Here is a 23,122-nt window from a genome sequence, read left to right as displayed (position 1 = left end):
GGCCCGCTTACTCGAAGCCGGCCCGGGTCGCGTCGTCCAGGGGGCTCTGCCACAAAAGTGGGGCGTTCATGGTGAAGCGCCGTCCCGTTACCGACTCCGGCGTGATGCGGATGAAATGCTCCTGCCCCACGCCCTGCCAAGGAAACAGGGCCCGCCGGATGTCATCAAGGTCAGGCCCTGTCGGCACTGTTTCAACGGCCTTGCCCTTGACTACGACGCTCCACGCAAGGCCGAACTGTGCGCTGACAGCATCTGCTTCCAGCGCCACGGTGGCGTCCGACTCGATGGCCTGCTGCTTGGTGCCGGCACCGGTGCGGAAAACCAGCGTTTGGCGGTCCACCTTGTAGTTGACGGGAAAGACGTCGGGATGGCCGTCGGCGATGACGGCCAGCCGCCCCACCCCGGTTTGGCCGAGGAGGGTCCAGCACTCTTCCGCATCGAGGATTTCCGGGACAGGTACGTTCGTGTTGTCAGTCATAGGCCACAGCGTAGGCAACTCTCCGGCATCCGGAAAGGGCATAAAGGCCCGGCGAAAAAGGGAGGACCTATGGCACTTGGGACCCGCCCGGCCCGGTGGGACGCTGTGGGATGCCTGCTGGGGCTGCACAGTCCGCGCAAGCCGCCCGGCATGCCACAGGGCCGGCCTTCAGCCTAAGGAGAATCCCATGAAAGCCCTCGTCTACGGCGGACCCGGGGAGAAGTCCTGGACCGACGTCCCGGACCCCAGAATCCAGCAACCTGGTGACGCCATTGTCAAAGTCGACACCACCACCATCTGCGGCACGGATTTGCACATCCTCAAAGGTGACGTTCCCGCCGTCGAACAGGGGCGCATCCTGGGCCATGAGGGCGTGGGAACCGTTGTGGAAACCGGTCCGTCCGTCACCGGACTGAAGCTGAACGACCGCGTCATCATCTCCTGCATCAAATCCTGCGGCCACTGTGCGAACTGCAGGACGGGACTTTATTCGCACTGCCTGGGAGCCGAGGGCCAGGAAGGCACCGGCTGGATTTTCGGCCACCTGATCGACGGGACCCAGGCGGAATATGTCCGGGTCCCCTACGCCGAAAACTCGCTGCACCTGCTGCCCGGGGGCGTCAGCGACGAGCAGGCGGTGATGCTGTCCGATATTCTTCCCACCGGGTTTGAAATCGGCGTCCAGTACGGTCGGGTGAAGCCAGGCGACACTGTGGCGGTGGTCGGTGCCGGGCCCGTGGGACTGGCGGCGATCACCACGGCCGGGCTCTATGGGGCGGCCACGGTCGTAGCCATCGACCTGGACGCCAACCGCCTCCTCAAGGCCACGGAGTTCGGCGCCACGGACACAGTTCTCTCGGGCAGAGCTGACTGGAAGGACCAGGTCATGGCCCTGACCGGAGGGCGCGGCGTCGACGTCGCCATCGAGGCCGTGGGCGTCCCTGCAACCTTTTCCATGTGCACCGGGATAGTGCGGCCCGGCGGATCTGTGGCCAACGTCGGGGTGCATGGAAAACCAGTGGAACTGCATCTGGAGAATCTATGGATCCAGAACATCAACATCAGCATGGGTTTGGTGAATACCAACACCACGCCCATGCTGCTCAGGCTCGTGGCGCAGGGGAAGATCAAGGCGGAGAAATTCGCCACGCACCACTTCGGCTTCGACCAGTTCCTCGACGCCTACGACACGTTCTCCCGGGCTGCCGAGACCAAGGCGCTCAAGGTGATCCTCACATCGTGACGTCCTGGCTGGAACTGCACAGGCCTGGCGGGAACTGCGGAGGGGCTGCCGGGACCTAGAGCCAGTCCGCGGAGAAGTCGACCGGCGGCCACCACCGCGTGCGCGACCGCACGGCAAAACGCCGCCCGGTGATGTCCGTGGGGGTAATGGCCACCAGATGGTCCTTGATACCCGGCTCCCACGGTTCCCGGTCGGCATCGGCGTCCGGCAAAGCCATCCGTTCCTCATCGAAGGGTTCCGGCCTGCCTTTGGCCACCACGCTCCAGACCTCCGTGGCGTACGGATTGAGCCCGTCCACTTCCAGGGCTGCAACTGCGCCACTGAGCAGGGCTCGCAGCTTGGTGCCCGGTGCCGTGCGGAACACCAGCGTTTCCCCGGCAACGGAAAAGTTCACCGGAAAGATCTCGGGCACGTCACCGTTGATGACTGCCAGCCGGCCGATGTAGGAGGACCGAAGATACCGCCAGCATTCGTCGGGATTCAACAGTTCGGTCCGGGACCCGGCAGGCGAATCAGTCATGCTACCGATCCTAGAGCCTGGACAGCAGCCGCGCACGGGTGGGCACAGGACCCGGCATGGCGCCCGGACGTTGGAACAGGAACGTCAACCCGCATCTCCTGAAGAGGGATTCGACCCCCACGCAGGCGGCGATGACGGCCGCGGTCAAGGCAAGCGGGTAGACCAGCGCGATGGGCAATGACTTCGAGATGGCCGGCCCAACCGGCGACAAAGGGCCGTGGAAAGCCAGCACAAGGAAATCCATGATGGGCGTGTGCAGGAGGTAGATGCCAAGCGTGCGCCGCCCAATCCACGACCCTGCCACCGCAATGGGCCGGTACCTGGTGACCGCACTGATCATCGCTACCAGTGCAATGACAGCGGCCAGTCCTTGAACTATGAAGACGGCCTGATCGAGGCCGGGGTGGATCTCCGGCAGCGCCATCAGGGCAACGAAGGCCGGGAGTGACACCGCGAGACAGCGCAGCCTGCGGGCGCCCGCGATGTGCAGGAAGATGTTCTTTCCGTAGACACCGGCGGCGAAGAAGACCGCAAGCTCCGGGACTTTGCCCCACTGGCCGGCGGTGCTGTCTACCAGCACGGCGGTGATGATGCTCAAGGCTGCAAGAGCGGCCAGGACCACCGACGACGGGAGTTTCCTGCAGAGGGCCAGCAGCGGGACGTAGACGGCCAGGGCGTAAATGAACCAGAGGGGAGTGTCCGGGGCGATGAGCTGCAGGAAGAAATCGCCGGCAGAGCCAACCCGCTGCGGCCGCGGCGAACCCGCCAGGACGACGCTGAGCAGTGCATAGAGAAGCAGCCATACGGCGTACAGGTAGTAGTTGTTCAGGCTGTACTTCCACGCCCTGCCGTTCCCGAACCCGTTGCGGACCTTGGAGGCGGCAAGGATTCCGGAGACGGCAAGGAGCAGCGGCATGCGGACCGAGCCAAGTCCGGTGGCCACCATGTCCCAGAAGGTGAACGCTACGCTGGCCTCGTGCTCGAAGCGGAGGAAGTGCCACAACCCAACGTGGAAGAGCACCACCGCGACGACGCACAGGCCCCGTGCCGCATCAATCCATTCGACGCGGACCTTTGCCGGCTGCTCCGCAACGGCTGGTCCGTGATTCCCCCGTGACATTGCCCCAAGCTAACAGCGCGGCAGCAGGTATTTCTCTACTTGATGGAATATTGAGGGCGTTGAGGGTACCCTCACAAAGTGCAGCGCTGCCCCGGCACCGTTCACCGAAGGCGTAGCCGGCGCGGGACTGGATTCGGGCCCTGCATCGTTGACTTCCGTAAGGCCCGTGAGGGCACCCGACCGCCGAGAGCGGAACTGAATCCGGAGGTGCGCCATGGAACAGGCGCAGGAACCCATGCCAGCGGACACAGGCGACGTCCTGGACTCCTACTCGCAGACGGTGATGCGCGTCGCGGCAGCAGTCACGCCCCACGTCGCAGCCATTGAAATGACGGCGCAGCGCCGCAACGGACGGGTCAGGGTGGGCGCAGGCTCCGCGGTCCTCTTCACCGAGGACGGCTACCTGCTCACAAACTCCCACGTGGTGGCCGGCACCCGGCAAGGCTTCGCGGTCTTTGGCGACGGCAGCAGGATGGAGCTGGAACTGGTGGGCGCGGACCCGTTGTCAGACCTTGCCGTGGTGAAAGGTTCGCGGCCCGGAATCCGGCCTGCAGAGTTCGGCGCGGCGGAATCGCTCCGGGTGGGCCAACTGGTGGTCGCAGTGGGAAACCCGCTGGGACTGGCCGGTTCGGTGACCGCGGGGGTGGTCAGCGGCCTGGGCAGGGCCATTCCGGTTTGGTCGGGCGGTAACCGGCGGGTCATCGAGGACGTCATCCAGACGGACGCGGCCCTGAACCCCGGAAACTCCGGCGGTGCGCTGGCGGACACCCACGCCAGGATCGTGGGCATCAACACTGCCGTGGCCGGAGCCGGCCTGGGGCTGGCGATCCCGATCAACGCCACCACACGCAGGATCATCTCCGCTCTCCTGTCAGACGGGAGGGTGCGCCGCGCGTACCTGGGCCTGGTAAGCACCCCCATGCAGCTCGGCTCGAGCGCCGTGATCCGCACCGGGCGGCGGCAGGGGCTCCGGGTGGTTGAGGTGCTGCCCGGTTCGCCCGCAGGCAAGGCAGGCCTGTCGGCAGGGGACGTCATCGTCACAGCCGGCGGCCGTCCCGTCAGCAACGCCGAGAGCCTGCAGCGCCTGCTGTTCGCCGATGCCATCGGCCGCCCCCTCGACCTGGCCGTGCTGCGGGACGGCGCCGAGCTTCACCTGACGGCTGTTCCGGAGGAAATGACGGCCAACGGCGCTGGATAAGGGTCGACGGCGGCCCGGCACCGCGGGCGGGCACGTCCGGAAGGCGAAGTTCGGCAGGCGAAGTATGAAAGGCTACTGGCTGACCGGAGGCGCTTCCACGTCAGCGATGCCCACGAAACGCGTCCCCACGCCGTCGTACTCGCTGCGGACGCAGCCGGGGCGCACGGCGGGAACGTCCGAAGGGGCGTGGTGCCCGCACACCACGTAAGTGAAGTCCGGCCACCACTTCTTGGGCCGGGCGGCTTCCTCGTACCCGCAGACGGCGCATTCCAGGTGTACCCAGACGGGCCGTTTGCCGGTGCGGTTGGCCCGTGACTGCACCAGCCAGGGCGGGGGATTGTCCATGATGCCGCGGAGCTCGTCCTCCGACATCCATTTCGGCAGGCCGTGGCGCTGTGCCATCTCAAGGGGAACATCAAGGGTTATTGCTGCGTCGCGTCTGCTGATCATCACCTTCCACCATACGGGAGCCGGCCAAATCGGCAGAGGACAGCCCGCTTAACCGCCGAGGACGCAGCCCGGGTGCGGGGTGTCGCTGGAGACCCACAACGCTGAGGCGATTTCATCAGCAAGGTCGTAGTCGCGGGTGCCGCCCGAACCGGCGATCCGGACCATCAGCGCGCCGCCAAACGGCCGCCGTCCCATCACCTCGACTTCGGCGTCGAGGTCGATGTCCTGGGCGGCGAGGTACCGCAGGAGCTCGGGGTTGTCATCGCTGATCCTGGTGATCTTGCCGCTGTGTCCCTGGTCCAGCGCGGCGAGCAGGTGGGCGCGCGGCATCAGGACCTGGCCGTCCGCGGTGGGGATGGGGTCGCCGTGCGGGTCCCGCTTAGGGTCCCCGAGCTTGGCGGCAACGCGTTCGATGAACGTATCCGACACCGCGTGCTCCAGCTGTTCAGCTTCATCGTGGACCTCGTCCCAGCTGTAGCCGAGCCGCTGGACGAGGTAGGTCTCGATGAGCCGGTGGCGCCGGACCATGGACAGGGCCAGGCGCAGGCCGGCCTCGGTCAGCGTGACGGCGCTGTAGGGCTTGTGGTCCACCAGGCCCTGGTCCTTCAGCTTCCGGACCATTTCCGATACCGAGGAATTTGCCACTCCCAGCCGCTGTGCCAGCTGGGAGGACGTGATGGGCTTGTCCTGCCATTCGGTGAATGAGTAGATGACCTTGACGTAGTCCTCGATCGAGGAGGAGGGCGCGCTGGTCTTCACGTGCCCAAGCCTACCGGTTTGGCCGGTGCGGCAGCGTGCGCTGCTTCGGCCACCCCGCCGCGGACCGGGTGCGTCATGCCTTGGTGGCGCGCCAGACCAGGGTGAGGTAGGGAAGGTCAAGTTCCTGGCCGGGGGCATGGGCCAGGTGCTCGTGCAGGTACCAGTCCAGGTTGGCCAAAACTTTTGCCCGCGTCGCCTCACCGGCCCGCAGGTAGTAGCTGCGCGACTTGGTGAGCTCCATCAAGTCCCCGGTGGTCACCCTGTCCTGCCAGTGGGTGACGTGACCTTCGAGCCCGTGGAATTCTGGCCCGACGACGGGCTTGTGGCCGGGCCGGTATACATCGCCGGCGTGCATGATCCGGGAGAGCCGGTGCACCCAGGGGACGGAGGTGTCCAGCTGGTTCCAGACCAGGCCAAGTGTTCCGTGCGGGCGCAGGACGCGCGCCAGCTCGGTGCTTGCCAGCAGGGGGTCGCACCAGTGCCACGCCTGGGCAACGGTCACGACGTCGAAGGCAGCGTCGGGAAGGCCTGTCGCCTCGGCAGTCCCCGGCGCAGCCGTGGCGGCGGGGCAGTGGGCCTTCAGCTGGGCGAGCATGTCCGCAGAGGGGTCGACGGCGGTGACGTCCAGTCCCATGGCCAGCAGCAACGCGGTGAACTTTCCCGTACCCGCGCCGACGTCCAGGGCGTCATGGGCTCCGGCCGGTACCAGCCACCGTGCAGATTCCGCAGGATAGCCGGGACGGACCCGCTGGTAGTGGCGGCCGCCGTCCTGGAAGCTCTGCCCGAGCTCCGTGCGCCGGCCGTGATCAAGCCTGGGGCCACCCCGAACCACGCGTGGCCTCCTTCTGGTGCTGCCTGCGGATGTCCTTCGAATTTACCGCATGCCCGGCATCAGCAGGCGGCCGCCGCCCCGCCGCCTAGTCGTCCAGGCAGGGGGCTGCTCCGGCCGTCCCGGGGGTATTGGGCGCCCAGTGCGGGTAGGTGCGGAAATCATTGGCGGGCACCCAGCGGCCCGCATCCACCACGTAATCCCATCCCAGTCCGTTGCTGCGCAGCGTCCGGATGCCGGTGAGGAGGCGTTCGGCGTCTTCCAGCCGCGAACCCACGCCGAAACTTGCCCGGAGGGAGCCGGACGGCAGGCCCAGGCGCTTCAGCAGGGGATGGGCGCAGAAGCGGCCGTCGCGCAGGCCCACCCCGTGCTCTGCGGAAAGGTAGGCGGCCACCAGCCCTGCGTCGTAGCCCTCGACCGAGAAGTTGACCACGCCGATGGTGTCCGTTTCCGGGTTGGTGTCCTTGAAGATCTGGTGGACGGTGACGCCGTCGATGTCCTGCAGGCCCTCCACCAGGAAGGAACGGATGGCGGATTCGTGGGCGTGCCACCGGTCCTGGTCGAGTTCGGCGATGACCTGGGTGGCGCGGGCCAGGGTGGCGGCGCCGAGGACGTTCGGCGAGCCCCCCTCGTGGCGGGCCGGGCCCGTGGCCCAGCTGACGCCGTCGAGCCGTGCTTCCTTGACCGCCCCGCCGCCGGCGAGGTGCGGGACACCGGTGTCCAGCCAGTCGGGACGTCCCACCAGGACACCCGCGCCGAACGGCGCGTACAGCTTATGGCCGGAAAAGGCGAGGTAGTCGACGTCGTCCGCGCTGATGTCCACCCTGCGGTGCGGCGCGAGCTGGGCCGCGTCCACCACGATCCGGGCGCCGTGCTGGTGGGCCAGCGCGGCCAGGGCCCGGATGGGAAGAATCTCGCCGGTGACGTTGGAGGCGCCGGTGACGGCCAGCAGGCTGACGCCGCCCTGCTCCAGCTCGGTCCGGACGGCGTCCAGGGTGCCGGTGATGGTGTCGGCGGCAACGATGCTGCGGTGCGGAACGCCCTGCCACGGCAGGAGGTTGGCATGGTGTTCGATGTCCAGGTAGAGGACCTCGCCGTCATGCCGGCCGTCGGTAGCAGGCAGGCAGCCGGCCAGGAGGTTCAGCGAATCGGTGGTGTTGCGGGTGAAGATGACCGAATCATCCGGCCGACCGCCCACGAAGTCCCGGACGATGCTGCGGGCGTTCTCGTAAACGGACGTGCTGATCTGGGACGCGTAGCCGGCCCCGCGGTGGACGCTCGCGTAGTACGGCAGGATCTCGTTCAGGTAGGCGGAGACCACGGAGAGCGCCGGAGCGGATGCGCCGTAGTCAAGGTTCGCGTACCGGATGTGGCCGCCGGAAATCAGTGGTGCCTGGATTTCCGCGCCGGTGACGGCAGCAAGGGGACGGCCGGCAACGGCGTGGCGATCTCCGGGAGCGCCGGATTCGGCAATGGCGGGCTGGGGGGAGACGGTGGCAGTTGTCACAGAGACCTCACTTGAATACAGGACTCCGGCATAGGGAATCCGCGCTTGCCGCATCCACTCCGGACCGGCCTGGTCGTCACCCGGGGCACCCCGCCGCGAATGGAGGGTTGCCGGCCAGCAAACCGGGGTTTTGCGCTGGCACTCGTGACCTGCATAAAAGCGTAGGACATGGGGCGGCCAGGATTGAAGCCGCGGCAATTGTTAAGGGCTTTGTTACGCAATATCGAATAAACGACGCCGGACACCCCCGTCTGGAGGTGTCCGGCGTCGCAATATTCGTTTGAGGGGGCCAAACCGTGGCAGTTACAACAGGTCATCCAGGTACGGGTTGAGGCGGTGCAGCACCTCTGAGTGCAGGATCGAGTTGGTGGCCAGCGCGTTCCCCCCGAACGGTCCGTCCTCGCCCTCGAGGGAGGTGAACCGGCCGCCCGCCTCAACCACGATCGGCACCAGCGCAGCCATGTCGTAGAGGTTGAGCTCCGGTTCGCAGGCGATGTCCACCGAGCCCTCTGCCACCATGCAGTACGACCAGAAATCGCCGTAGGCCCGGGTCCGCCAGACGTCCTCGGTCAGCCCGAGGAACTCGTCGAGGTTGCCCCGTTCCTTCCAGCCGCTCAGGCTGGAGTAGGAGAGGGAGGCGTCGGAGAGGCTGGACACGTCGGAGACGCGCAGCCGGGTGGCAGCTGCCAGGGACCGGCCCATGTACGCGCCCATGCCCTTTGCCGCCCACCAGCGCTTGCCGAGGGCCGGGGCGCTGACCACGCCCACCACGGGCTCGCCTTCATCCACCAGGGCGATCAGCGTGGCCCAGACCGGGACGCCCCGGACAAAGTTCTTGGTCCCGTCAATGGGATCGATGATCCAGCGCCGTGAACCGTGCCCGGTGCTGCCGAACTCCTCACCCAGGACGGCATCGCGGGGCCGGGAGCGGGAGAGCTGGCCGCGGATGGCTTCCTCCGCTGCCTTGTCGGCGTCGGTGACGGGCGTCAGGTCCGGCTTGGTCTCAACGTGGAGGTCCAGGGCCTTGAAGCGGCTCATGGTCTGGTCATCCACGGAGTCGGCCAGGACATGGGCCAGGCGCAGGTCATCGTTGTAGCTCGAAGCGGGTTGGATCATGGTTACAAACTACCGTCTGTGGACGCTTCTGCCGGGAGAACGCGTCAGTTGACGCTGCCGAGCTCTTTGGTTTCCTGTGCGTCCATGCGCGGGTCCGTGCCGAGCAGCCGCCGGAGCGATGCCAGGCGTGCCGGGCCGGTGGGACCTGCGTGTCCGCCTGCCACCCAGTCGTCGAGGCCGCAGTTCACCGCGTTTGCAGTGTGCTTGCACCCGCGTTCACAGTTTTCGATGCCGGGGGACAGGTCGGGGAAGGAGCGCAGGATCCGGTCCGGGTCCACGTGTGCCAGCCCGAAGGAACGGATACCGGGGGTGTCAATGATCCAGCTGCCGGCCGGCGCGTCCGCCAGGCGCAGGGCCAGGGCCGACGACGACGTGTGGCGGCCGCGCCCCGTGACCGCGTTCACTCCGCCCGTGGCCCGCTCGGCGCCGGTCAGCGCATTCACCATGGTGGACTTGCCCACGCCGGAGTGCCCCAGCATCACGGTGACCTTGCCGTCGAGATGGGCGCGGAGGTCGGCCACCGCCGCGCTGTCCAGCCGGGCGGAGAGGCCGTCGTCCGACCGTGCATCGATCCCGGAGGCCTGTGCATCGGCGGTCCGGCTGATGATCACAGGGAAGTCCAGGTGGGTGTAGTTGGACAGCAGCTCCGCGGGGTCTTTCACGTCGGCCTTGGTGACCAGCAGGATCGGCTCGATCCCGGCGTCATAGGCAGCCACCAGGGCGCGGTCGATGAACCCGGTGCGTGGTTCCGGCTTGGCGGCCGCCACCACAATCACCAGTTGGTCGGCGTTGGCCACCACGGCCCGCTCGACGGGGTCGGTGTCGTCGGCGCTGCGGCGCAGGAGGGTGTGGCGGTCCTGGATTTTCACCAGGCGGGCAAGTGTGTCCGGTGCCCCGGACACGTCCCCCACGAGCGAGACGAAGTCGCCGGCAACCACGGGCGAGCGGCGCAGTTCGCGGGCCCGCGCCGCGATGACAACGCGCTCGTTGTCCGAGTCTTCGCTTACTACTGCCGTGTATCGGCCGCGGTCCACCGTGATGATCCGTCCGGTGACGGCATCGTCATGGCTGGGCCGGTCCTTGGTGCGGGGCCGGGAGCCTTTCTTGCTGGGGCGGATCCGGACGTCCGATTCGTCCCAGGAGTCAGTGCTCCGCGCCACTGCCGCGCCCTTCCGGCCCCGGGGTCCCGGCGGCATCCTGGGCCAGCATGTTCCCCCACAGTTGCGGAAAGTCGGGCATGGTCTTGGCTGTGGTGGCGATGTCCTCCACCTGGACGCCGTCCACCGCGAGGCCCAGGATTGCCCCGGCAGTGGCCATGCGGTGGTCGGCGTAGCTGTGGACGACGCCGGCGTGCAGCCGGGCGGGCCGGATGACCAGGCCGTCGCTGGTTTCCTCGGCGTCGCCGCCGAGCCGGTTGATTTCCGCGACCAGGGCCGCCAGCCGGTCGGTCTCATGTCCCCTGAGGTGTGCGATCCCGCTGAGCCGGGAAGGCCCCGTGGCAAGGGCGCACAGGGCCGCGACCGTAGGAGCCAGCTCACTGGTGTCAGCGAACTCACCGCCCTTGATCTCCGGGCCGCCGGTGACGGTCAGGACGCCGTCAGCCAGGGTGACGGTGGCTCCCATCCGGGCCAGGATGCCGCGCCAGAGGTCGCCCACCTGCTGCGTTTCCAAGGGCCAGTTGGGGATGCGGACCGTACCCCGTGAGGCCAGGGCCGCCGCCAGGAAGGGCCCGGCGTTGGAGAGGTCCTGTTCAATCCTTTGGTCGAAGGCGCGGATGGGTCCCGGTGCCACCACCCAGTGGTTGGGGACGGAATCGTCCACTGACACGCCGGCGCCGCGCAGGACGGCCACCGTCATGTTGATGTGGTCCAGGCTCGGCACCGGCTTCCCCACGTGCTCAAGGTGCAGGCCCTCGTCGAACCTTGCTCCCACCAGCAGGAGGGCGGAGACGAACTGCGAGGAGGCGCTGGCATCGATAACCAGGTGGCCGCCCCGGACGGCGCCGGTGCCTTCCACCACGAACGGGAGCGACGACGGCGCGGTGCCGTCTTCGGCGGAAACGGCCACGCCCAGGGCTTTGAGGGCTTCGATGATGGTCCCCATGGGACGCTTCCGGGCATGGGGGTCGCCGTCGAAAACACTGGCGCCGTTGCGGAGCGCTGCGAGCGGCGGGACGAACCGCATGACGGTGCCGGCAAGGCCGCAGTCGATCCTGGCGGCGGACGGCGCGGCTGCCGCCGGGAGCGGAACAACCTCCAGGTCAGGCCCAAAGGATCCGTCCCCCGGCACTTCGGTGATGGTGGCGCCGAGTTGCCTGAGCGCTTCGATCATGAGTGCGGAGTCCCTGGAGTGCAGGGGTGCCCGGAGCCGGGACGGGCTGTCCGCGAGGGCCGCGAGGACCAGGTACCTGTTGGTCAGGGACTTCGATCCGGGGACGGTCACGGTGGCGTTGACGGGCCGGGATGCGAAAGGTGCGTCCCAGTGCTGGACGGGTGTTCCGGAGGTGTCCCGGGTGGCAGCTGCTGCGGTCATTCGTGCTTAGGCTCCCGCGGCGTGCTCGACGGCGCGGCGTACGGCCTTGTCCGCCTTGTTCAGCTTCTTGGTGGTGGTCCGGCGGGCGTCGGCGGCCAGGTGCGAAGCGTTCCGGCGGGCGTCGGCGGCCAGGTGTTCGGCGCGCCAGGCGAGGCCGGGCTTGCCTGCAGTGTCCACGGAGGCGAGCAGGGCGCCGCCACTGAGGGAGAGGTTCTTGAGCAGTTGGTTCCTGCGGCCTTCGCGCCCTTCCTTGCTGCTGATGTCCGCGCTGCGCCACTCAACGAAGGTGTTCAGGAGGGAAACCACGGTGAGCAGGCCGGCCGAGAGCCGGGAGAACTTGCCAAGGCCGAACAGGACGCCGGCTCCCACCTGGGTTCCGCCGATGACGCGGGCCAGGGTCTTCTCGTTCGTCTGGAAGGGAAGCGAGGCCGCAGCCTTGCGCAGCAGGGGTGAGAGCTGCTGTGCAGTGTCGTCGGAGTTCTTGAGCTTGTCCAGTCCGGCAAGAACGAAACTGGAGGCGAGCATGGGCCTGGCGAGCGTGCGGACAAAGGACATGGATTTCCTCCTGGATGGACGAGCCGCGGCGAGCGGCGGAGTCGGTTCTAGTCTTGCACTTTTGGGGAATATTTGCCCGCGGGAGACGGTTATGGCTTTCGGGTCTGCAGGATGGGCCCGGCGATCAATCACCCGATACAGAGCGGAGTTGGGCCTTGCGGAAGGTGTTGGACGGGACCAGACAGGCGGGACCGGTGGCAGTGGACAAGCTGGCCACCGAGCCGCCCGGGTACGGCATGCCCCAGGCAGGGCGGCTGACAGTAGACTTGAAGGCGATGAGCACCCTGGATCCGGCCGTCGCGGCCATGTATGAGGCTTCTCCCGGCGAAGCGAACGGCAGGGAAGGAACGTCACCCCTGGCCGCAGGGCCGGCGGATGCCGGTCCGCCGGCCGTTGACGCGGACGCCGAAGACAGCACCGTGGACGTTGCCACGGAAAGCGTGGAACAACGCCGCCTTCGCTTTGAGCGGGACGCCATGCAGTATGTCGACCAGCTGTACTCCGCGGCGATGCGTATGGCCCGGAACCCGTCGGACGCGGAGGACCTGGTCCAGGAGGCCTACACCAAGGCTTTCTCGGCATTCCACCAGTACAAGCCCGGCACCAACCTCAAGGCGTGGCTCTACCGGATCCTGACCAACACGTACATCAACCTGTACCGCAAACGGCAGCGTGAGCCCCTGCAGTCCAACTCGGACAGCATCGAGGACTGGCAGCTGGCCCGGGCGGAATCGCACACGTCAAGCGGACTGCGTTCGGCCGAGGCTGAAGCCCTGGACCACCTTCCGGATTCCGACGTCAAGAGGGCGCTGCAGGACATTCCGGAAGAGTTCCGCCTGGCGGTCTACTTCGCGGACGTGGAGGGCTTCGCCTACAAGGAAATTTCAGACATCATGAACACGCCCATCGGCACCGTGATGTCCCGGCTCCACCGCGGCCGGCGAATGTTGCGGGACATGCTCGCGGAATACGCCGCCGAGCGGGGATTCAAAACGGCCGCGGATGCGTCGGATGCGGCAGGAAGCAAAGCACAGGAGAACAGGAAATGAGCGACTGCCAGGGATTGGGCGACTGCGACGATACCCGGATGCAACGCATCTACGAGTACCTTGACGGGGCACTGACCCGCGAGGATATTACGGAAATCAAGAACCACCTTGATGACTGCCCCGAATGCACGGAGCAGTATGACCTCGAATGCGTCATCCGCAACATGGTCAAGCGGTCCTGCACCGAATCCGCACCGGACAACCTCAAGAACGCCATCCTGGACCGGATCCACGCGATCCGTCCCGTGGAGGCGTAGGTACCGGACGCGGTAACGCCCATCAGGGCCGAAGACAGCAAAGGACCCCGTAAGCCGAGTGGCTTGCGGGGTCCTTCACTTGAACCGTAGTCCCTGGCATTTGCCTAGGTGTTGGGGCGCTTCCCGTGGTTCGCGCCGCCACGCTTACGGTCACGACGCTTGCGTGCACGCTTGCTCATAGCTGGCCTCCTTACTGTTGGTACTCAAAAGAGCTGCCCTCAAGTCTCCCACATGATCTGGCGCCCCGCGAACCGGGAAACGGCGGATGACCTGCGGCAGGGCTGCGTGGCGGGGTGCTAGGGCTGGAGGGTGCCGCGGATGGCCGCACGGGCGTCGTCCAGGGCCGTCCTGACCGTCTCCAGCGTCATGGGGCTGATGGGCCGGTGCATGGCCTGGCGCCGCAGGTCCGCGCGGAGCTCGTCGCGGAAATCCTGCAGCAGCAGTTCTGCCTCCCTGAGCGGCTGCCCCCTGCGCGCCTGCGACTGGCCGCTTCCCGGCGGAGTGGTGGCCGAGGCAGCCGCGGCACGGGCTGCCTCCGCCGCTGCCGCAAGGTCGCTCCGGAACCCCCGCATGCTGCTGCGGATGTCCTCCCTGAGGGTTCCGGAAAGCCGTTGCACCGAGGCTGCGATGTCATTCTCAACGCCCGCCAGGTCCTCGCGGCGCCGGTTCAGTTCAGCAAGGCCGGCGGCGGTGATGCGGTAGTTGGTGCGCCGTCCCGCCGGCTCGGTGGACACCAGTCCGTCCTCTTCGAGCTTGCCCAGCCTGGGGTAGACGGTTCCCGCACTCGGTGAATAAGTCCCGCCGAACCGGTCCTTGAGCGCCTTGATGAGCTCGTAGCCGTGCTTGGGGCCGCTTTCGAGCAGGGAGAGGAGATAGAGGCGCAACGCACCGTGTGCGAAGACGGGAGGCATCAGCGTTCAGCTTCCCCAAGGGAGTCGACGGGCGCCGGTGCCGGTTCGTGCGAGATCGAGGTTTTGCCGGACACCGAGTTGGTCCGGACAAGCATCAGCTGCCCATCGGGCCCGGCAATCGTCTCCACCTTGCCGTTCGTAAGGAGGCACTGGTGGCCGTCCAGGATCACCGCCCCGCCGGCGGACTTGGCGACGATGTCGACGCCCACGTCAGCGGGCAGGCGGATGGTGAGGTCTCCCGAGACGGAGTTGGAGCCAAAATCCTGCGTGAAATCGAGCAGCTCGAAGCTGAGGTGTCCGCTGACGGTGTTGGTGCGTACATGGCTGAAGTGGCCGGACGCAGTGACTTCACCGGAGATGCTTTTGGCGGTAAGGACACCCCGGTGGTTCCTGACGGCCACGCTGCCGCTGACCGTGTTGACCTGCAGTTCGCCGGAGGTGCTGTCCGCAGTGACGGAACCCGCCACGGTGTTGAGCCGGACATGGGCGGCAATACCTGAGACGGTTCCATCCCCCCTCACGGTTCCGGCTTCCACCTCCACTCCGCGGGGAACGGCGACGGTGATGACGGCGGAGTTGTCGCTGGTGTGGTTGACGGTCTCCATGAGGTTCTTGAACCAGCCCTGCGCACCGTGCAGTTGATGCCGGACTTCCAGCCTGCCGCCGTTCAGGGACACCGCCACGGGGTCGCCGTGGACCTCGGAGAATTCCAGGCGAACTGCGGGTGCGTCGTGCTCGATGATTTGAAACCTGCCCCCGACCATGCCTAGTTTCACGGACGTCACGGCGTCCACGTCGATGGTCTGCGGGCTGGCGACTGTCCAGTTTTCTCCGGCCATGGTCCCCTCCAAAGGCGATATATCGCGTTATCGCTCCAAGGTATCGCCGCCCGGTGGCGGGGTCAAGATATATCTCGAACGGCGCTACTGGGGCGCGTCCATGCCCAGCCACTGGAACCAGCCGCGGTGCAGCACCAGCCATGCCATGAGGCCATACCCGGCCTGGCCTGGGGTTCCGCCGTTTGCGGCGAGGTCCTGGCGCCACTGTTCGTGGTTCAGCAGGGGCGAGAACGTGTCAACGTAGAGGTGCTTGCGGCGGGTGGTCACATCCGCGAAAGCGGTATTGAGTTCGTCCAGCCGGCGGTTCTGGGCGGGGTCCAGGGTGGGGGGTGGCCCCACGACGAATACTTCGATCCGGTTCTGGGAAGCCGAGTCCAGGATATTGGCCAGGTTCAGCCGGCTCCGTGCAGTGGAGAGGCCGAACTCGATGTCGCGGCCCGAAAGGCCGATGACCAGCCGGTTCTCCGCCTGGGGGCTGAATCGCCTGCCGGCTTCATCCAGCCAGCGCGCAGCGAGGCCTTCCGTACCTTCCTGCGGGCAGGGGAGGGCATAGCTTTCGAGCAGCATGCCGTCCTGGGGAGTGCGGGCCAGGACGCGGCCCAGCCAGCCAAGTGCCCGGGGATCGCCCAGTCCGGCCAGCAGTTCGTCTCCTACAGCCGCGATCCGCAGCTTCCTGTCTTCCACGCGTTCCTCTTTACTTCGGTACGGGTTACTTCGATACGGCCGCTGCCATCGTTGCCGCCGCAGCTGCGGCGGCGCGGGGAGGCGCTGTCAATCCATTAAACAGAACTGCCCGGCCGGAGTCGGGTATTTCGACTCCGGCCGGGCAGCCTTACTGCTTACTTCCGTGCAAATGCCTGCTTCAGCAGGACATCCTGCTCCGCAGCGTGCCGTTTCATGGAACCGGCGGCCGTGGAGGCCGATGCCGGGCGGGACACCAGGCGGACGCGGCGGTCGAGGGCCTCCGGCAGGTGCAGGCCCATAAACGGCCACGGCCCCTGGTTGGCAGGTTCGTCCTGGGCCCACACCACTTCGGCGTTGGGGTACTTGGCAAGTTCCGCCTCGATCTCGGCGTGCGGCAGCGGGTAAAGCTGCTCCACGCGGATGATGGCGGTGGTCTTGTCACCGGTCTTCTGCCGGGTGGACAGGAGATCGTAGTACAGGCGGCCGGACACCAGGAGCACGCGTTCGACGGCGGTGGCCGGCAGCTGCTCGTGGTCACCGATGACGGGGCGGAACGTGCCGTTGGTGAAGTCCTCGACCGACGACGCGGCAGCCTTCAGGCGCAGGAGCTGCTTGGGCGTGAAGATGATCAGCGGCTTGCGCGGGCGGCTGTACGCCTGGCGGCGCAGCAGGTGGAAGTGCGAGGCCGCCGTGGTCGGGTTGGCCACGATCATGTTGTCCTCGGCACACAGCTGCAGGAACCGCTCGATCCTGGCGGAGGAGTGGTCCGGGCCCTGTCCCTCGTAGCCGTGCGGAAGCATCAGGACCAGCGAGGAGCGCTGGCCCCACTTCTGCTCGGCGGACGAGATGAATTCGTCGATGATGGTCTGCGCGCCGTTGACGAAGTCACCGAACTGGGCCTCCCACAGGACCAGGGCATCCGGGCGTTCCACGGAGTAGCCGTACTCGAAGCCCATGGCGGCGTATTCGGACAGCAGGGAGTCGTAGATCCACAGCTTGGCCTGGTCATCGGAGAGGTTGCCCAGGGGCAGCCATTCCTTGCCGTTGGCACGGTCGTGGAAGACGGCGTGGCGCTGCACGAAGGTGCCGCGGCGCGAGTCCTGGCCGGCCAGGCGTACGGGGACGCCCTCCATGATCAGCGAGCCGAAGGCCGCAATCTCGCCGAAGCCCCAGTCGATACCACCCTCGCGGGACATCTGTTCGCGCTTCTCCAGAAGCTGCTTCAGCTTGGGGTGGACCGTGAAGCCGTCGGGGATCTCGACGTGTGCCTTGCCGATCCGGGCCAGGGTTTCGGCGCTGATGGCCGTGGAGGCCGGTGCGCTGACGCTGGAATCGGACTGCTGTGCCTTGGGCCGTTCGATGTCGGACACGGCAGCGGAGTCGGCGGTCACGATCGGGATAGGCGAGGTCTGGGCGGCGTGGGTCTCGGCAAAGACCCGTTCCAGCCGTTCCTGGTAGTCGCGGAGCAGCTGCTCGGCTTCTTCCTCGGTGATGTCGCCGCGGCCGATGAGTGACTCGGTGTACAGCTTGCGGACGGAGCGCTTGGCTTCGATGAGGTTGTACATCAGCGGCTGGGTCATCGAGGGGTCATCGCCCTCGTTGTGGCCCCGGCGGCGGTAGCACACCATGTCGATCACAACGTCCTTGTGGAAACGCTGCCGGAACTCGTAGGCCAGCTGGCCGATGCGGACAACAGCCTCGGGGTCGTCGCCGTTCACGTGGAACACCGGCGCCTGGATCATCTTGGCAACGTCCGTGGAGTAGGTGGACGAGCGCGACGACGACGGTGCGGTGGTGAAGCCCACCTGGTTGTTGACCACGATGTGGATGGTTCCACCGGTGCGGTAACCCCGGAGCTGGGACAGGTTCAGCGTTTCAGCCACCACGCCCTGGCCGGCGAAGGCCGCGTCGCCGTGGACCATGATGGGCAGGACAGGGAACGACTCGCCCTGGTCCAGCCGGTCCTGCTTGGCCCGGACGATGCCTTCGAGGACGGAGTCCACGGCTTCCAGATGCGACGGGTTGGCGGCGAGGTAGACCTTGGTCTCCTTGCCGTTGTCCGAGGTGAAGGTGCCTTCGGTGCCCAGGTGGTACTTGACGTCACCGGAGCCCTGCACGGAGCGCGGATCCTGGGTGCCCTCAAACTCACGGAACACCTGGGCATAGGTCTTGCCGGCGATGTTCGTCAGCACGTTGAGGCGGCCACGGTGGGCCATGCCGATCGCAACCTCGTCCAGGCCGTCGTCGGCGGCATCGGACATGATGGCGTCAAGCAGCGGGATCAGGGACTCGCCGCCTTCCAGCGAGAAGCGCTTCTGGCCCACGAACTTAGTCTGCAGGAACGTCTCAAAGGCCTCGGCGGCGTTCAGCTTGGAGACAATCCGCAGCTGTTCCTCGCGGCTGGGCTTGGAGTAGGCGTGCTCCAGCTGGTCCTGGAACCACTTGCGCTCGGCAGGCTCCTGGATGTGCATGTACTCGATGCCCGTGGTGCGGCAGTAGGCATCGCGCAGGACGCCGAGGATGTCGCGGAACTTCAGCATCGGCTTGCCGCCGAAGCCGCCGGTGGGCCATTCGCGGTCCAGGTCCCAAAGGGTCAGGCCGTAGGTGAGGACGTCGAGGTCCGGGTGCTTGCGCTGGACGTACTCCAGCGGGTCGGTGTCCGCCATGAGGTGGCCGCGGACGCGGAAGGAGTGGATCAACTGCTGGATCCGGGCCACCTTGTTGATCTCGTCGGCCGGGTCCACCTGCAGGTCCGGGCTCCAGCGGACGGGCTCGTACGGGATGCGCAGGGCTTCGAAGATCTCGTCGTAGAAATTCTGCGCGCCCAGCAGCAGCTGGTGGACCAGCTTGAGGAACTCGCCGCTGCCGGCGCCCTGGATGACGCGGTGGTCGTACGTCGAGGTCAGGGTGAGGACCTTGCTGATGGCGTTCTGGGCGATGATCTTCTCGCTGGCGCCCTGGAACTCTGCGGGGTAGTCAAGGGCGCCGACGCCGATGATGGCGGCCTGGCCCTTGGAAAGGCGGGGCACCGAGTGGACGGTGCCAATGCCGCCGGGGTTGGTCAGGGACACGGTGGTGCCCTGGTGGTCCTCGGCGGTTAGCTTGCCGTTGCGGGCCCGCTTGATCAGGTCCTCGTACGTGTGCCAGAACTCGGCGAAGTTGAGGGTCTCGGCCTTCTTGATGTTCGGGACCATGAGCAGCCGGGTGCCGTCGGGCTTGGGCATGTCGATGGCGATGCCGAAGTTGACGTGCGCAGGCTGGACGGCAACGGGCTTGCCGTCTACCTCGTCGTAGTACACGTTCATGGAGGGGAACTGGGACAGGGCGCGGATGACGGCGTAGCCGATGAGGTGCGTGAAGGAAACCTTGCCGCCGCGTGCGCGGGCCAGGTTTGAGTTGATGACCACACGGTTGTCGATGAGCAGCTTGGCCGGAATGGCACGGACGCTGGTGGCAGTGGGCACCTGGAGGCTGGTGACCATGTTGGTGGCGATGGCCTTCGCCGGTCCGCGGAGGACGGAGACGACGTCTTCCTCGGGTGCGGTGGGTGCCTTGACGTTCTTGGGCAGCTGCGCCGGGATGGGCTGCGAGCCGGTGCCGGCCTCGGTCTTCTTGCCGCCGTCGCGGGCTTCCGTGGCCGGGGCCTTCTTGACGGGTGCGGGGGCTGCCGGTGCGGCAGGCGCCGGGGCAGCGGCGGCGGCCGGCGCAGCGGGGGCGGCAGTCGGCGACGGTGCCGGTGCTGCGGAAGCCTGCTTCACGATGGGGAGTTCCCGGGTGGGAGGGTTGGCGGCCTGTGCGGAATTTCCGTTGGAAGAAGAACCGTTGCCCGAGTCGAAGGATTCGAACAGGGGCCACCACTTGGCATCCACGGCGTTCTTGTCCTGCTGGTACTGCTCGTACAGTTCGTCAACGAGCCACTCGTTTCCGCCAAATTCCTCTGGTAGACGGTGGCTTGGCTGCTCTGGCACTTGAAATACGCCTCTTCCATGAGTTTGATTTCTCTTTGGCCCCCCGGTGCTTCAGCACTACGTTCGAACCAGTCTCTGCGTCCTCTGAACCCGGACCTTTGCAAGTCTAGTGAGCATCCTGTGTTAACTGCCAATAAGGGTGACTCAAATCATGAAGTGACGAACCCGGGCCCGAATATGGCGGCCACCGGCCTGCCGCCGGGGGCCGTCATCAGCCCAGCGCGGCAGGCGCGAAGGCGGGCCAGCAGGCCACTTCCGGCCGCCCGGCCGAGCGTCCGGCGCGGGGCTGCTCCTGTAGACTGAAATTCTTATGGACAGTAAATCTAGGTGCCGGCCTGGGCGCTGTCAGCGGAGCTCGAAGAGCAGCGCCGCGCAGTCCGCCCCCAGAGCCGGCAAACCCCGACAACGCGCCCATCACCAGCCCACGGCCCAGCTTGCCGCAACCCGCACGGACCAGGCGTCGGTATCCGCCGATCATCCTCCGCCGGGACGAAACAGCTTTTCCACACCACGGCCGCTTCCCCTTCCGGCACAGCCCGCGCTCCGGGCGGGATGCTGAATGGAGTGGTTCCTCCTCGCAGCAGGCTTGCTGCTGATCGCCGGCACCGGGTTCTTCGTGGCCGTCGAGTTCTCCCTCATCGCCCTGGACCAGGCCACCGTCCAGCGCGCAATCGACGACGGCGACACGGGCGCGGTGCCCTTGCTCACCTGCCTCAAGTCGTTGTCAACGCAGCTGTCCAGCTGCCAGCTCGGCATCACGCTGACCACCTTGCTCACCGGTTACGTTATGGAACCCTCGGTGGGCCGCCTCCTCAAGGCGCCGCTGGGCGCCGTCGGACTTCCCGACGTGGCGGTGGAGTCCGTGTCCCTGGTCCTGGCGATGGTGGTGGCGACCCTGCTGTCCATGCTCCTGGGTGAGCTGGTGCCGAAAAACATGGCCATCGCACTCGCTTTTCCCGTGGGCCGCGCCCTGGCCGGCCCCCAGCTCGTCTTCACCACCATCTTCAAGCCGGCCATCCTGGTCCTCAACGGATTTTCCAACAAGGTCCTGCATGTCTTTGGGCTGGAAGCCAAGGAGGAGATTTCGGGAGCCCGGACGCCGGCGGAGCTCGCCTCGCTGGTCCGCAGGTCTGCTGCGATGGGAACCCTTGACGCCGGGACTGCCAACTTCATTGCCCGCACCCTGAACTTCTCCACCAGGACAGCGGCGGACGTGATGACACCGCGCATCAGGCTGGAGACGATCGACGCAGACCAGCCGGTTTCCGACGTCGTGGATGCGGCGCGCCGGACCGGCTACTCACGCTTCCCGGTCATCGGTGATTCGGCCGATGACATCCGTGGCCTGGTGCACGTCAAGAAGGCCGTTGCCGTTCCGTGGGAACGCCGGCAGAACCTCGAAGCGGGCGCCATCATGACCGAGGTGCTGCGCGTGCCCGAAACCATCCACCTGGATGCGCTGCTGGCCGAGCTCCGGGAGGGAAACCTTCAGCTGGCCGTCGTGCTGGATGAATACGGCGGAACCGCCGGCATTGCCACCCTGGAAGACCTGGTGGAGGAAATCGTGGGCGAGGTGGCGGATGAGCACGACAAGGTCCGGCCGGGGCTGCTGCAAAGCGCCTCCGGCGACTGGTACTTCCCTGGGCTCCTCCGTCCCGATGAGCTGTCCGAGCAGATTCCCGGCCTGAGCGTTCCGGATGAAGCGGCCTATGAAACCGTGGGCGGCTATGTCATGAGCAAGCTCGGCAGGATCGCGGCCGTGGGCGACACCGTTCCGGTCTACGGCGGGACACTCAGCGTGACCCGGATGGACGGCCGCAGGATCGACCGTATCTGCTTCCACCCCGCGGCGGAGCCGGCTGCGCAGGACGCCAACCACAGGAGCAAGCCATGAGTGACTGGGCCGGAATACTGTGGCTGGGCGTCCTCCTGCTGGGCAACGCCTTCTTCGTGGCCGCTGAGTTCGCCATCATGTCCGCGCGCCGCAGCCAGATTGAACCCCTGGCGGACGCCGGCTCAAAGCGCGCCCACACCACCCTGCGCGCCATGGAAAACGTCTCCCTGATGCTGGCATGTGCGCAGCTGGGCATCACGGTCTGTTCGCTGTTGATCCTGCTGGTGGCCGAGCCGGCAATCCACCACCTGCTCGCGGTCCCCATCGAGACGGTGGGCCTCCCGGCGGAAGTGGCTGACGTGGCAGCCTTCGCTGTGGCCCTGATGCTGGTGACCTTCCTGCACGTGACATTCGGCGAGATGGTGCCCAAGAACATCTCGGTGTCCGTGGCGGACAAGGCAGCACTGTTCCTGGCCCCGCCGCTGCTGTTCATCTCGCGGCTGGTCCATCCGGTGATCTCAGTCCTCAACTGGTCCGCCAACCACATCCTCAAGCTGATGCGGATCGAGCCCAAGGACGAGGTCACGTCCTCCTTCACCCTGGAGGAGGTGCAGTCGATTGTGCAGGAGTCCACGCGCCACGGCTTGGTGGATGACGACGCCGGGCTCATTACGGGTGCGCTGGAGTTTTCGGAGCACACGGCTGAGGACATCATGGTCCCGATCGGAAACCTGGTCATGCTGGGGGCATCCACCACCCCCGTGGAGTTCGAGAAAGCCGTCAGCCGCACTGGTTTCTCCCGGTTCCCCATGCTGGACGACGAGGACATGCTCTACGGCTACCTCCATGTAAAGGACGTGCTGTCCATACCGGAGTCCGCCTATGAACTGCCCATCGCCGAAAGCCGGGTCCGGTCACTGGCAAACCTGGCCCTGGGTGACGAGATCGAAAAGGCCATGTCCGTCATGCAGCGCACCGGATCCCACCTGGCGCGCGTGATTGGCCCGGACGGCACTACGCGCGGGGTGCTCTTCCTCGAGGACGTCATCGAACAGCTGGTCGGCGAAATCAGGGACGCAACCCAGGCCACAGGAATCCGCAGGCTGGGCCAGCCGAACGGCAGCTGAGACCCCGGACGCGCCCCTGGCTGTCCGCAGGGACGCGTCCGGGGTGGGCCTTGGAAAGCGGCGCGTCCACCTAAATAGGAATCATTCGCATTTAGGTATAGGCTGGGCACTGTTGTCCTCCCCATCCTGTGTGAACTGAGGTTTTC

General features: G+C 66.6%; 21 protein-coding genes and 1 riboswitch. Of the genes, 6 read left to right on the top strand and 15 right to left on the bottom strand.

The annotated features are described in order from the left end of the window. Positions 1 to 7 precede the first annotated feature (7 nt). Positions 8 to 478, bottom strand: coding sequence for a pyridoxamine 5'-phosphate oxidase family protein (locus tag LDO22_RS06390; protein ID WP_224026497.1), 471 nt, complete (start codon positions 476 to 478; stop codon positions 8 to 10). A 187-nt stretch (positions 479 to 665) separates the two neighbouring features. Between LDO22_RS06390 and LDO22_RS06385 the strand changes: the two genes are divergently transcribed. After that, a complete protein-coding gene (locus LDO22_RS06385; protein ID WP_224026496.1) occupies positions 666 to 1,721 on the top strand; it encodes a zinc-dependent alcohol dehydrogenase family protein in 1,056 nt (351 codons plus the stop codon). 55 nt (positions 1,722 to 1,776) lie between these two features. Here LDO22_RS06385 and LDO22_RS06380 read toward each other — a convergent pair whose 3' ends face one another. After that, positions 1,777 to 2,241 carry a pyridoxamine 5'-phosphate oxidase family protein gene (locus tag LDO22_RS06380; RefSeq protein WP_224026495.1) on the bottom strand — a complete coding sequence of 155 codons (465 nt, stop codon included), beginning with the start codon at positions 2,239 to 2,241 and terminating at the stop codon, positions 1,777 to 1,779. 10 nt (positions 2,242 to 2,251) lie between these two features. Continuing rightward, a complete protein-coding gene (locus LDO22_RS06375; RefSeq protein ID WP_224026494.1) occupies positions 2,252 to 3,361 on the bottom strand; it encodes an acyltransferase in 1,110 nt (369 codons plus the stop codon). Positions 3,362 to 3,575: 214 nt separating this feature from the next. Between LDO22_RS06375 and LDO22_RS06370 the strand changes: the two genes are divergently transcribed. Next, complete coding sequence (locus LDO22_RS06370; protein ID WP_224026493.1) at positions 3,576 to 4,559, top strand: trypsin-like peptidase domain-containing protein; 984 nt, start codon at positions 3,576 to 3,578, stop codon at positions 4,557 to 4,559. Between the two features lie 72 nt (positions 4,560 to 4,631). On the opposite strand, the gene LDO22_RS06365 is transcribed toward LDO22_RS06370, so the two are convergent. The 8 genes from LDO22_RS06365 to LDO22_RS06330 form a co-directional block, all read right to left on the bottom strand. Next, positions 4,632 to 5,009 (bottom strand): hypothetical protein, encoded by a 378-nt coding sequence (locus LDO22_RS06365; RefSeq protein WP_159631605.1) that lies wholly within the window; start codon positions 5,007 to 5,009, stop codon positions 4,632 to 4,634. A 48-nt stretch (positions 5,010 to 5,057) separates the two neighbouring features. Next, complete coding sequence (locus LDO22_RS06360) at positions 5,058 to 5,768, bottom strand: metal-dependent transcriptional regulator (protein WP_159631606.1); 711 nt, start codon at positions 5,766 to 5,768, stop codon at positions 5,058 to 5,060. 73 nt (positions 5,769 to 5,841) lie between these two features. Beyond that, entirely contained in the window at positions 5,842 to 6,600 is a 759-nt protein-coding gene (locus LDO22_RS06355) for a class I SAM-dependent methyltransferase (protein WP_224026492.1), read from the bottom strand. A gap of 85 nt (positions 6,601 to 6,685) precedes the next feature. Next, entirely contained in the window at positions 6,686 to 8,104 is a 1,419-nt protein-coding gene (locus tag LDO22_RS06350) for an aminotransferase class V-fold PLP-dependent enzyme (protein WP_224026491.1), read from the bottom strand. 36 nt (positions 8,105 to 8,140) lie between these two features. Then, positions 8,141 to 8,254, bottom strand: a riboswitch (SAM riboswitch). A gap of 153 nt (positions 8,255 to 8,407) precedes the next feature. Then, positions 8,408 to 9,220 (bottom strand): histidinol-phosphatase, encoded by an 813-nt coding sequence (gene hisN, locus LDO22_RS06345; RefSeq protein WP_159631609.1) that lies wholly within the window; start codon positions 9,218 to 9,220, stop codon positions 8,408 to 8,410. Between the two features lie 44 nt (positions 9,221 to 9,264). Continuing rightward, on the bottom strand, positions 9,265 to 10,380 hold the full coding sequence (locus LDO22_RS06340) for a ribosome small subunit-dependent GTPase A (protein ID WP_224026490.1): 1,116 nt from the start codon (positions 10,378 to 10,380) through the stop codon (positions 9,265 to 9,267). After that, complete coding sequence (aroA, locus tag LDO22_RS06335) at positions 10,364 to 11,752, bottom strand: 3-phosphoshikimate 1-carboxyvinyltransferase (RefSeq protein ID WP_224026489.1); 1,389 nt, start codon at positions 11,750 to 11,752, stop codon at positions 10,364 to 10,366. The genes LDO22_RS06340 and aroA overlap by 17 nt, the downstream gene beginning before the upstream one ends. A 6-nt stretch (positions 11,753 to 11,758) precedes the next feature. Further along, positions 11,759 to 12,307, bottom strand: coding sequence for a DoxX family protein (locus tag LDO22_RS06330; protein ID WP_159631612.1), 549 nt, complete (start codon positions 12,305 to 12,307; stop codon positions 11,759 to 11,761). 236 nt (positions 12,308 to 12,543) lie between these two features. Here LDO22_RS06330 and LDO22_RS06325 point away from each other — a divergent pair, with 236 nt between their 5' ends. Continuing rightward, complete coding sequence (locus LDO22_RS06325; RefSeq protein WP_275967217.1) at positions 12,544 to 13,356, top strand: sigma-70 family RNA polymerase sigma factor; 813 nt, start codon at positions 12,544 to 12,546, stop codon at positions 13,354 to 13,356. Continuing rightward, the gene (rsrA, locus tag LDO22_RS06320) at positions 13,353 to 13,613 is read left to right on the top strand and encodes a mycothiol system anti-sigma-R factor (protein WP_056334975.1); all 261 of its coding nucleotides are present in this window, start codon (positions 13,353 to 13,355) and stop codon (positions 13,611 to 13,613) included. Before LDO22_RS06325 ends, rsrA begins: the two co-directional genes overlap by 4 nt. A 296-nt stretch (positions 13,614 to 13,909) precedes the next feature. Here rsrA and LDO22_RS06315 read toward each other — a convergent pair whose 3' ends face one another. The 4 genes from LDO22_RS06315 to LDO22_RS06300 form a co-directional block, all read right to left on the bottom strand. Beyond that, positions 13,910 to 14,524, bottom strand: a complete 615-nt coding sequence (locus LDO22_RS06315) for a PadR family transcriptional regulator (protein ID WP_224026488.1) — start codon at positions 14,522 to 14,524, stop codon at positions 13,910 to 13,912. Continuing rightward, positions 14,524 to 15,363 carry a DUF4097 family beta strand repeat-containing protein gene (locus LDO22_RS06310; RefSeq protein ID WP_224026487.1) on the bottom strand — a complete coding sequence of 280 codons (840 nt, stop codon included), beginning with the start codon at positions 15,361 to 15,363 and terminating at the stop codon, positions 14,524 to 14,526. Before LDO22_RS06310 ends, LDO22_RS06315 begins: the two co-directional genes overlap by 1 nt. An 84-nt stretch (positions 15,364 to 15,447) precedes the next feature. Beyond that, positions 15,448 to 16,047, bottom strand: coding sequence for a GDSL-type esterase/lipase family protein (locus LDO22_RS06305; RefSeq protein ID WP_141160025.1), 600 nt, complete (start codon positions 16,045 to 16,047; stop codon positions 15,448 to 15,450). 155 nt (positions 16,048 to 16,202) lie between these two features. After that, positions 16,203 to 20,015 carry a multifunctional oxoglutarate decarboxylase/oxoglutarate dehydrogenase thiamine pyrophosphate-binding subunit/dihydrolipoyllysine-residue succinyltransferase subunit gene (locus LDO22_RS06300; protein WP_224026486.1) on the bottom strand — a complete coding sequence of 1,271 codons (3,813 nt, stop codon included), beginning with the start codon at positions 20,013 to 20,015 and terminating at the stop codon, positions 16,203 to 16,205. A 559-nt stretch (positions 20,016 to 20,574) separates the two neighbouring features. Between LDO22_RS06300 and LDO22_RS06295 the strand changes: the two genes are divergently transcribed. Continuing rightward, positions 20,575 to 21,909 (top strand): hemolysin family protein, encoded by a 1,335-nt coding sequence (locus LDO22_RS06295; RefSeq protein ID WP_224026485.1) that lies wholly within the window; start codon positions 20,575 to 20,577, stop codon positions 21,907 to 21,909. After that, entirely contained in the window at positions 21,906 to 22,976 is a 1,071-nt protein-coding gene (locus LDO22_RS06290) for a hemolysin family protein (protein WP_159631616.1), read from the top strand. The genes LDO22_RS06295 and LDO22_RS06290 overlap by 4 nt, the downstream gene beginning before the upstream one ends. Positions 22,977 to 23,122 lie beyond the last annotated feature (146 nt).

It is taken from the genome of Arthrobacter sp. NicSoilC5 (assembly GCF_019977395.1).
GTDB lineage: Bacteria > Actinomycetota > Actinomycetes > Actinomycetales > Micrococcaceae > Arthrobacter.
The sequence above is the reverse complement of the archived record's forward strand: the minus strand, read 5'-3'. Positions and strand labels throughout refer to the sequence as shown.

Excerpts from the sequence above, each read along its gene's own strand:
- LDO22_RS06325 (WP_275967217.1), top strand. The coding sequence starts at position 12,544 with ATGCCCCAGGCAGGGCGGCTGACAGTAGACTTGAAGGCGATGAGCACC.
- aroA (WP_224026489.1), bottom strand. The coding sequence starts at position 11,752 with ATGACCGCAGCAGCTGCCACCCGGGACACCTCCGGAACACCCGTCCAG.
- hisN (WP_159631609.1), bottom strand. The coding sequence starts at position 9,220 with ATGATCCAACCCGCTTCGAGCTACAACGATGACCTGCGCCTGGCCCAT.
- LDO22_RS06290 (WP_159631616.1), top strand. The coding sequence starts at position 21,906 with ATGAGTGACTGGGCCGGAATACTGTGGCTGGGCGTCCTCCTGCTGGGC.
- LDO22_RS06390 (WP_224026497.1), bottom strand. The coding sequence starts at position 478 with ATGACTGACAACACGAACGTACCTGTCCCGGAAATCCTCGATGCGGAA.
- rsrA (WP_056334975.1), top strand. The coding sequence starts at position 13,353 with ATGAGCGACTGCCAGGGATTGGGCGACTGCGACGATACCCGGATGCAA.
- LDO22_RS06310 (WP_224026487.1), bottom strand. The coding sequence starts at position 15,363 with ATGGCCGGAGAAAACTGGACAGTCGCCAGCCCGCAGACCATCGACGTG.
- LDO22_RS06370 (WP_224026493.1), top strand. The coding sequence starts at position 3,576 with ATGGAACAGGCGCAGGAACCCATGCCAGCGGACACAGGCGACGTCCTG.
- LDO22_RS06295 (WP_224026485.1), top strand. The coding sequence starts at position 20,575 with ATGGAGTGGTTCCTCCTCGCAGCAGGCTTGCTGCTGATCGCCGGCACC.
- LDO22_RS06330 (WP_159631612.1), bottom strand. The coding sequence starts at position 12,307 with ATGTCCTTTGTCCGCACGCTCGCCAGGCCCATGCTCGCCTCCAGTTTC.
- LDO22_RS06365 (WP_159631605.1), bottom strand. The coding sequence starts at position 5,009 with ATGATCAGCAGACGCGACGCAGCAATAACCCTTGATGTTCCCCTTGAG.
- LDO22_RS06380 (WP_224026495.1), bottom strand. The coding sequence starts at position 2,241 with ATGACTGATTCGCCTGCCGGGTCCCGGACCGAACTGTTGAATCCCGAC.
- LDO22_RS06315 (WP_224026488.1), bottom strand. The coding sequence starts at position 14,524 with ATGCCTCCCGTCTTCGCACACGGTGCGTTGCGCCTCTATCTCCTCTCC.
- LDO22_RS06385 (WP_224026496.1), top strand. The coding sequence starts at position 666 with ATGAAAGCCCTCGTCTACGGCGGACCCGGGGAGAAGTCCTGGACCGAC.
- LDO22_RS06375 (WP_224026494.1), bottom strand. The coding sequence starts at position 3,361 with ATGTCACGGGGGAATCACGGACCAGCCGTTGCGGAGCAGCCGGCAAAG.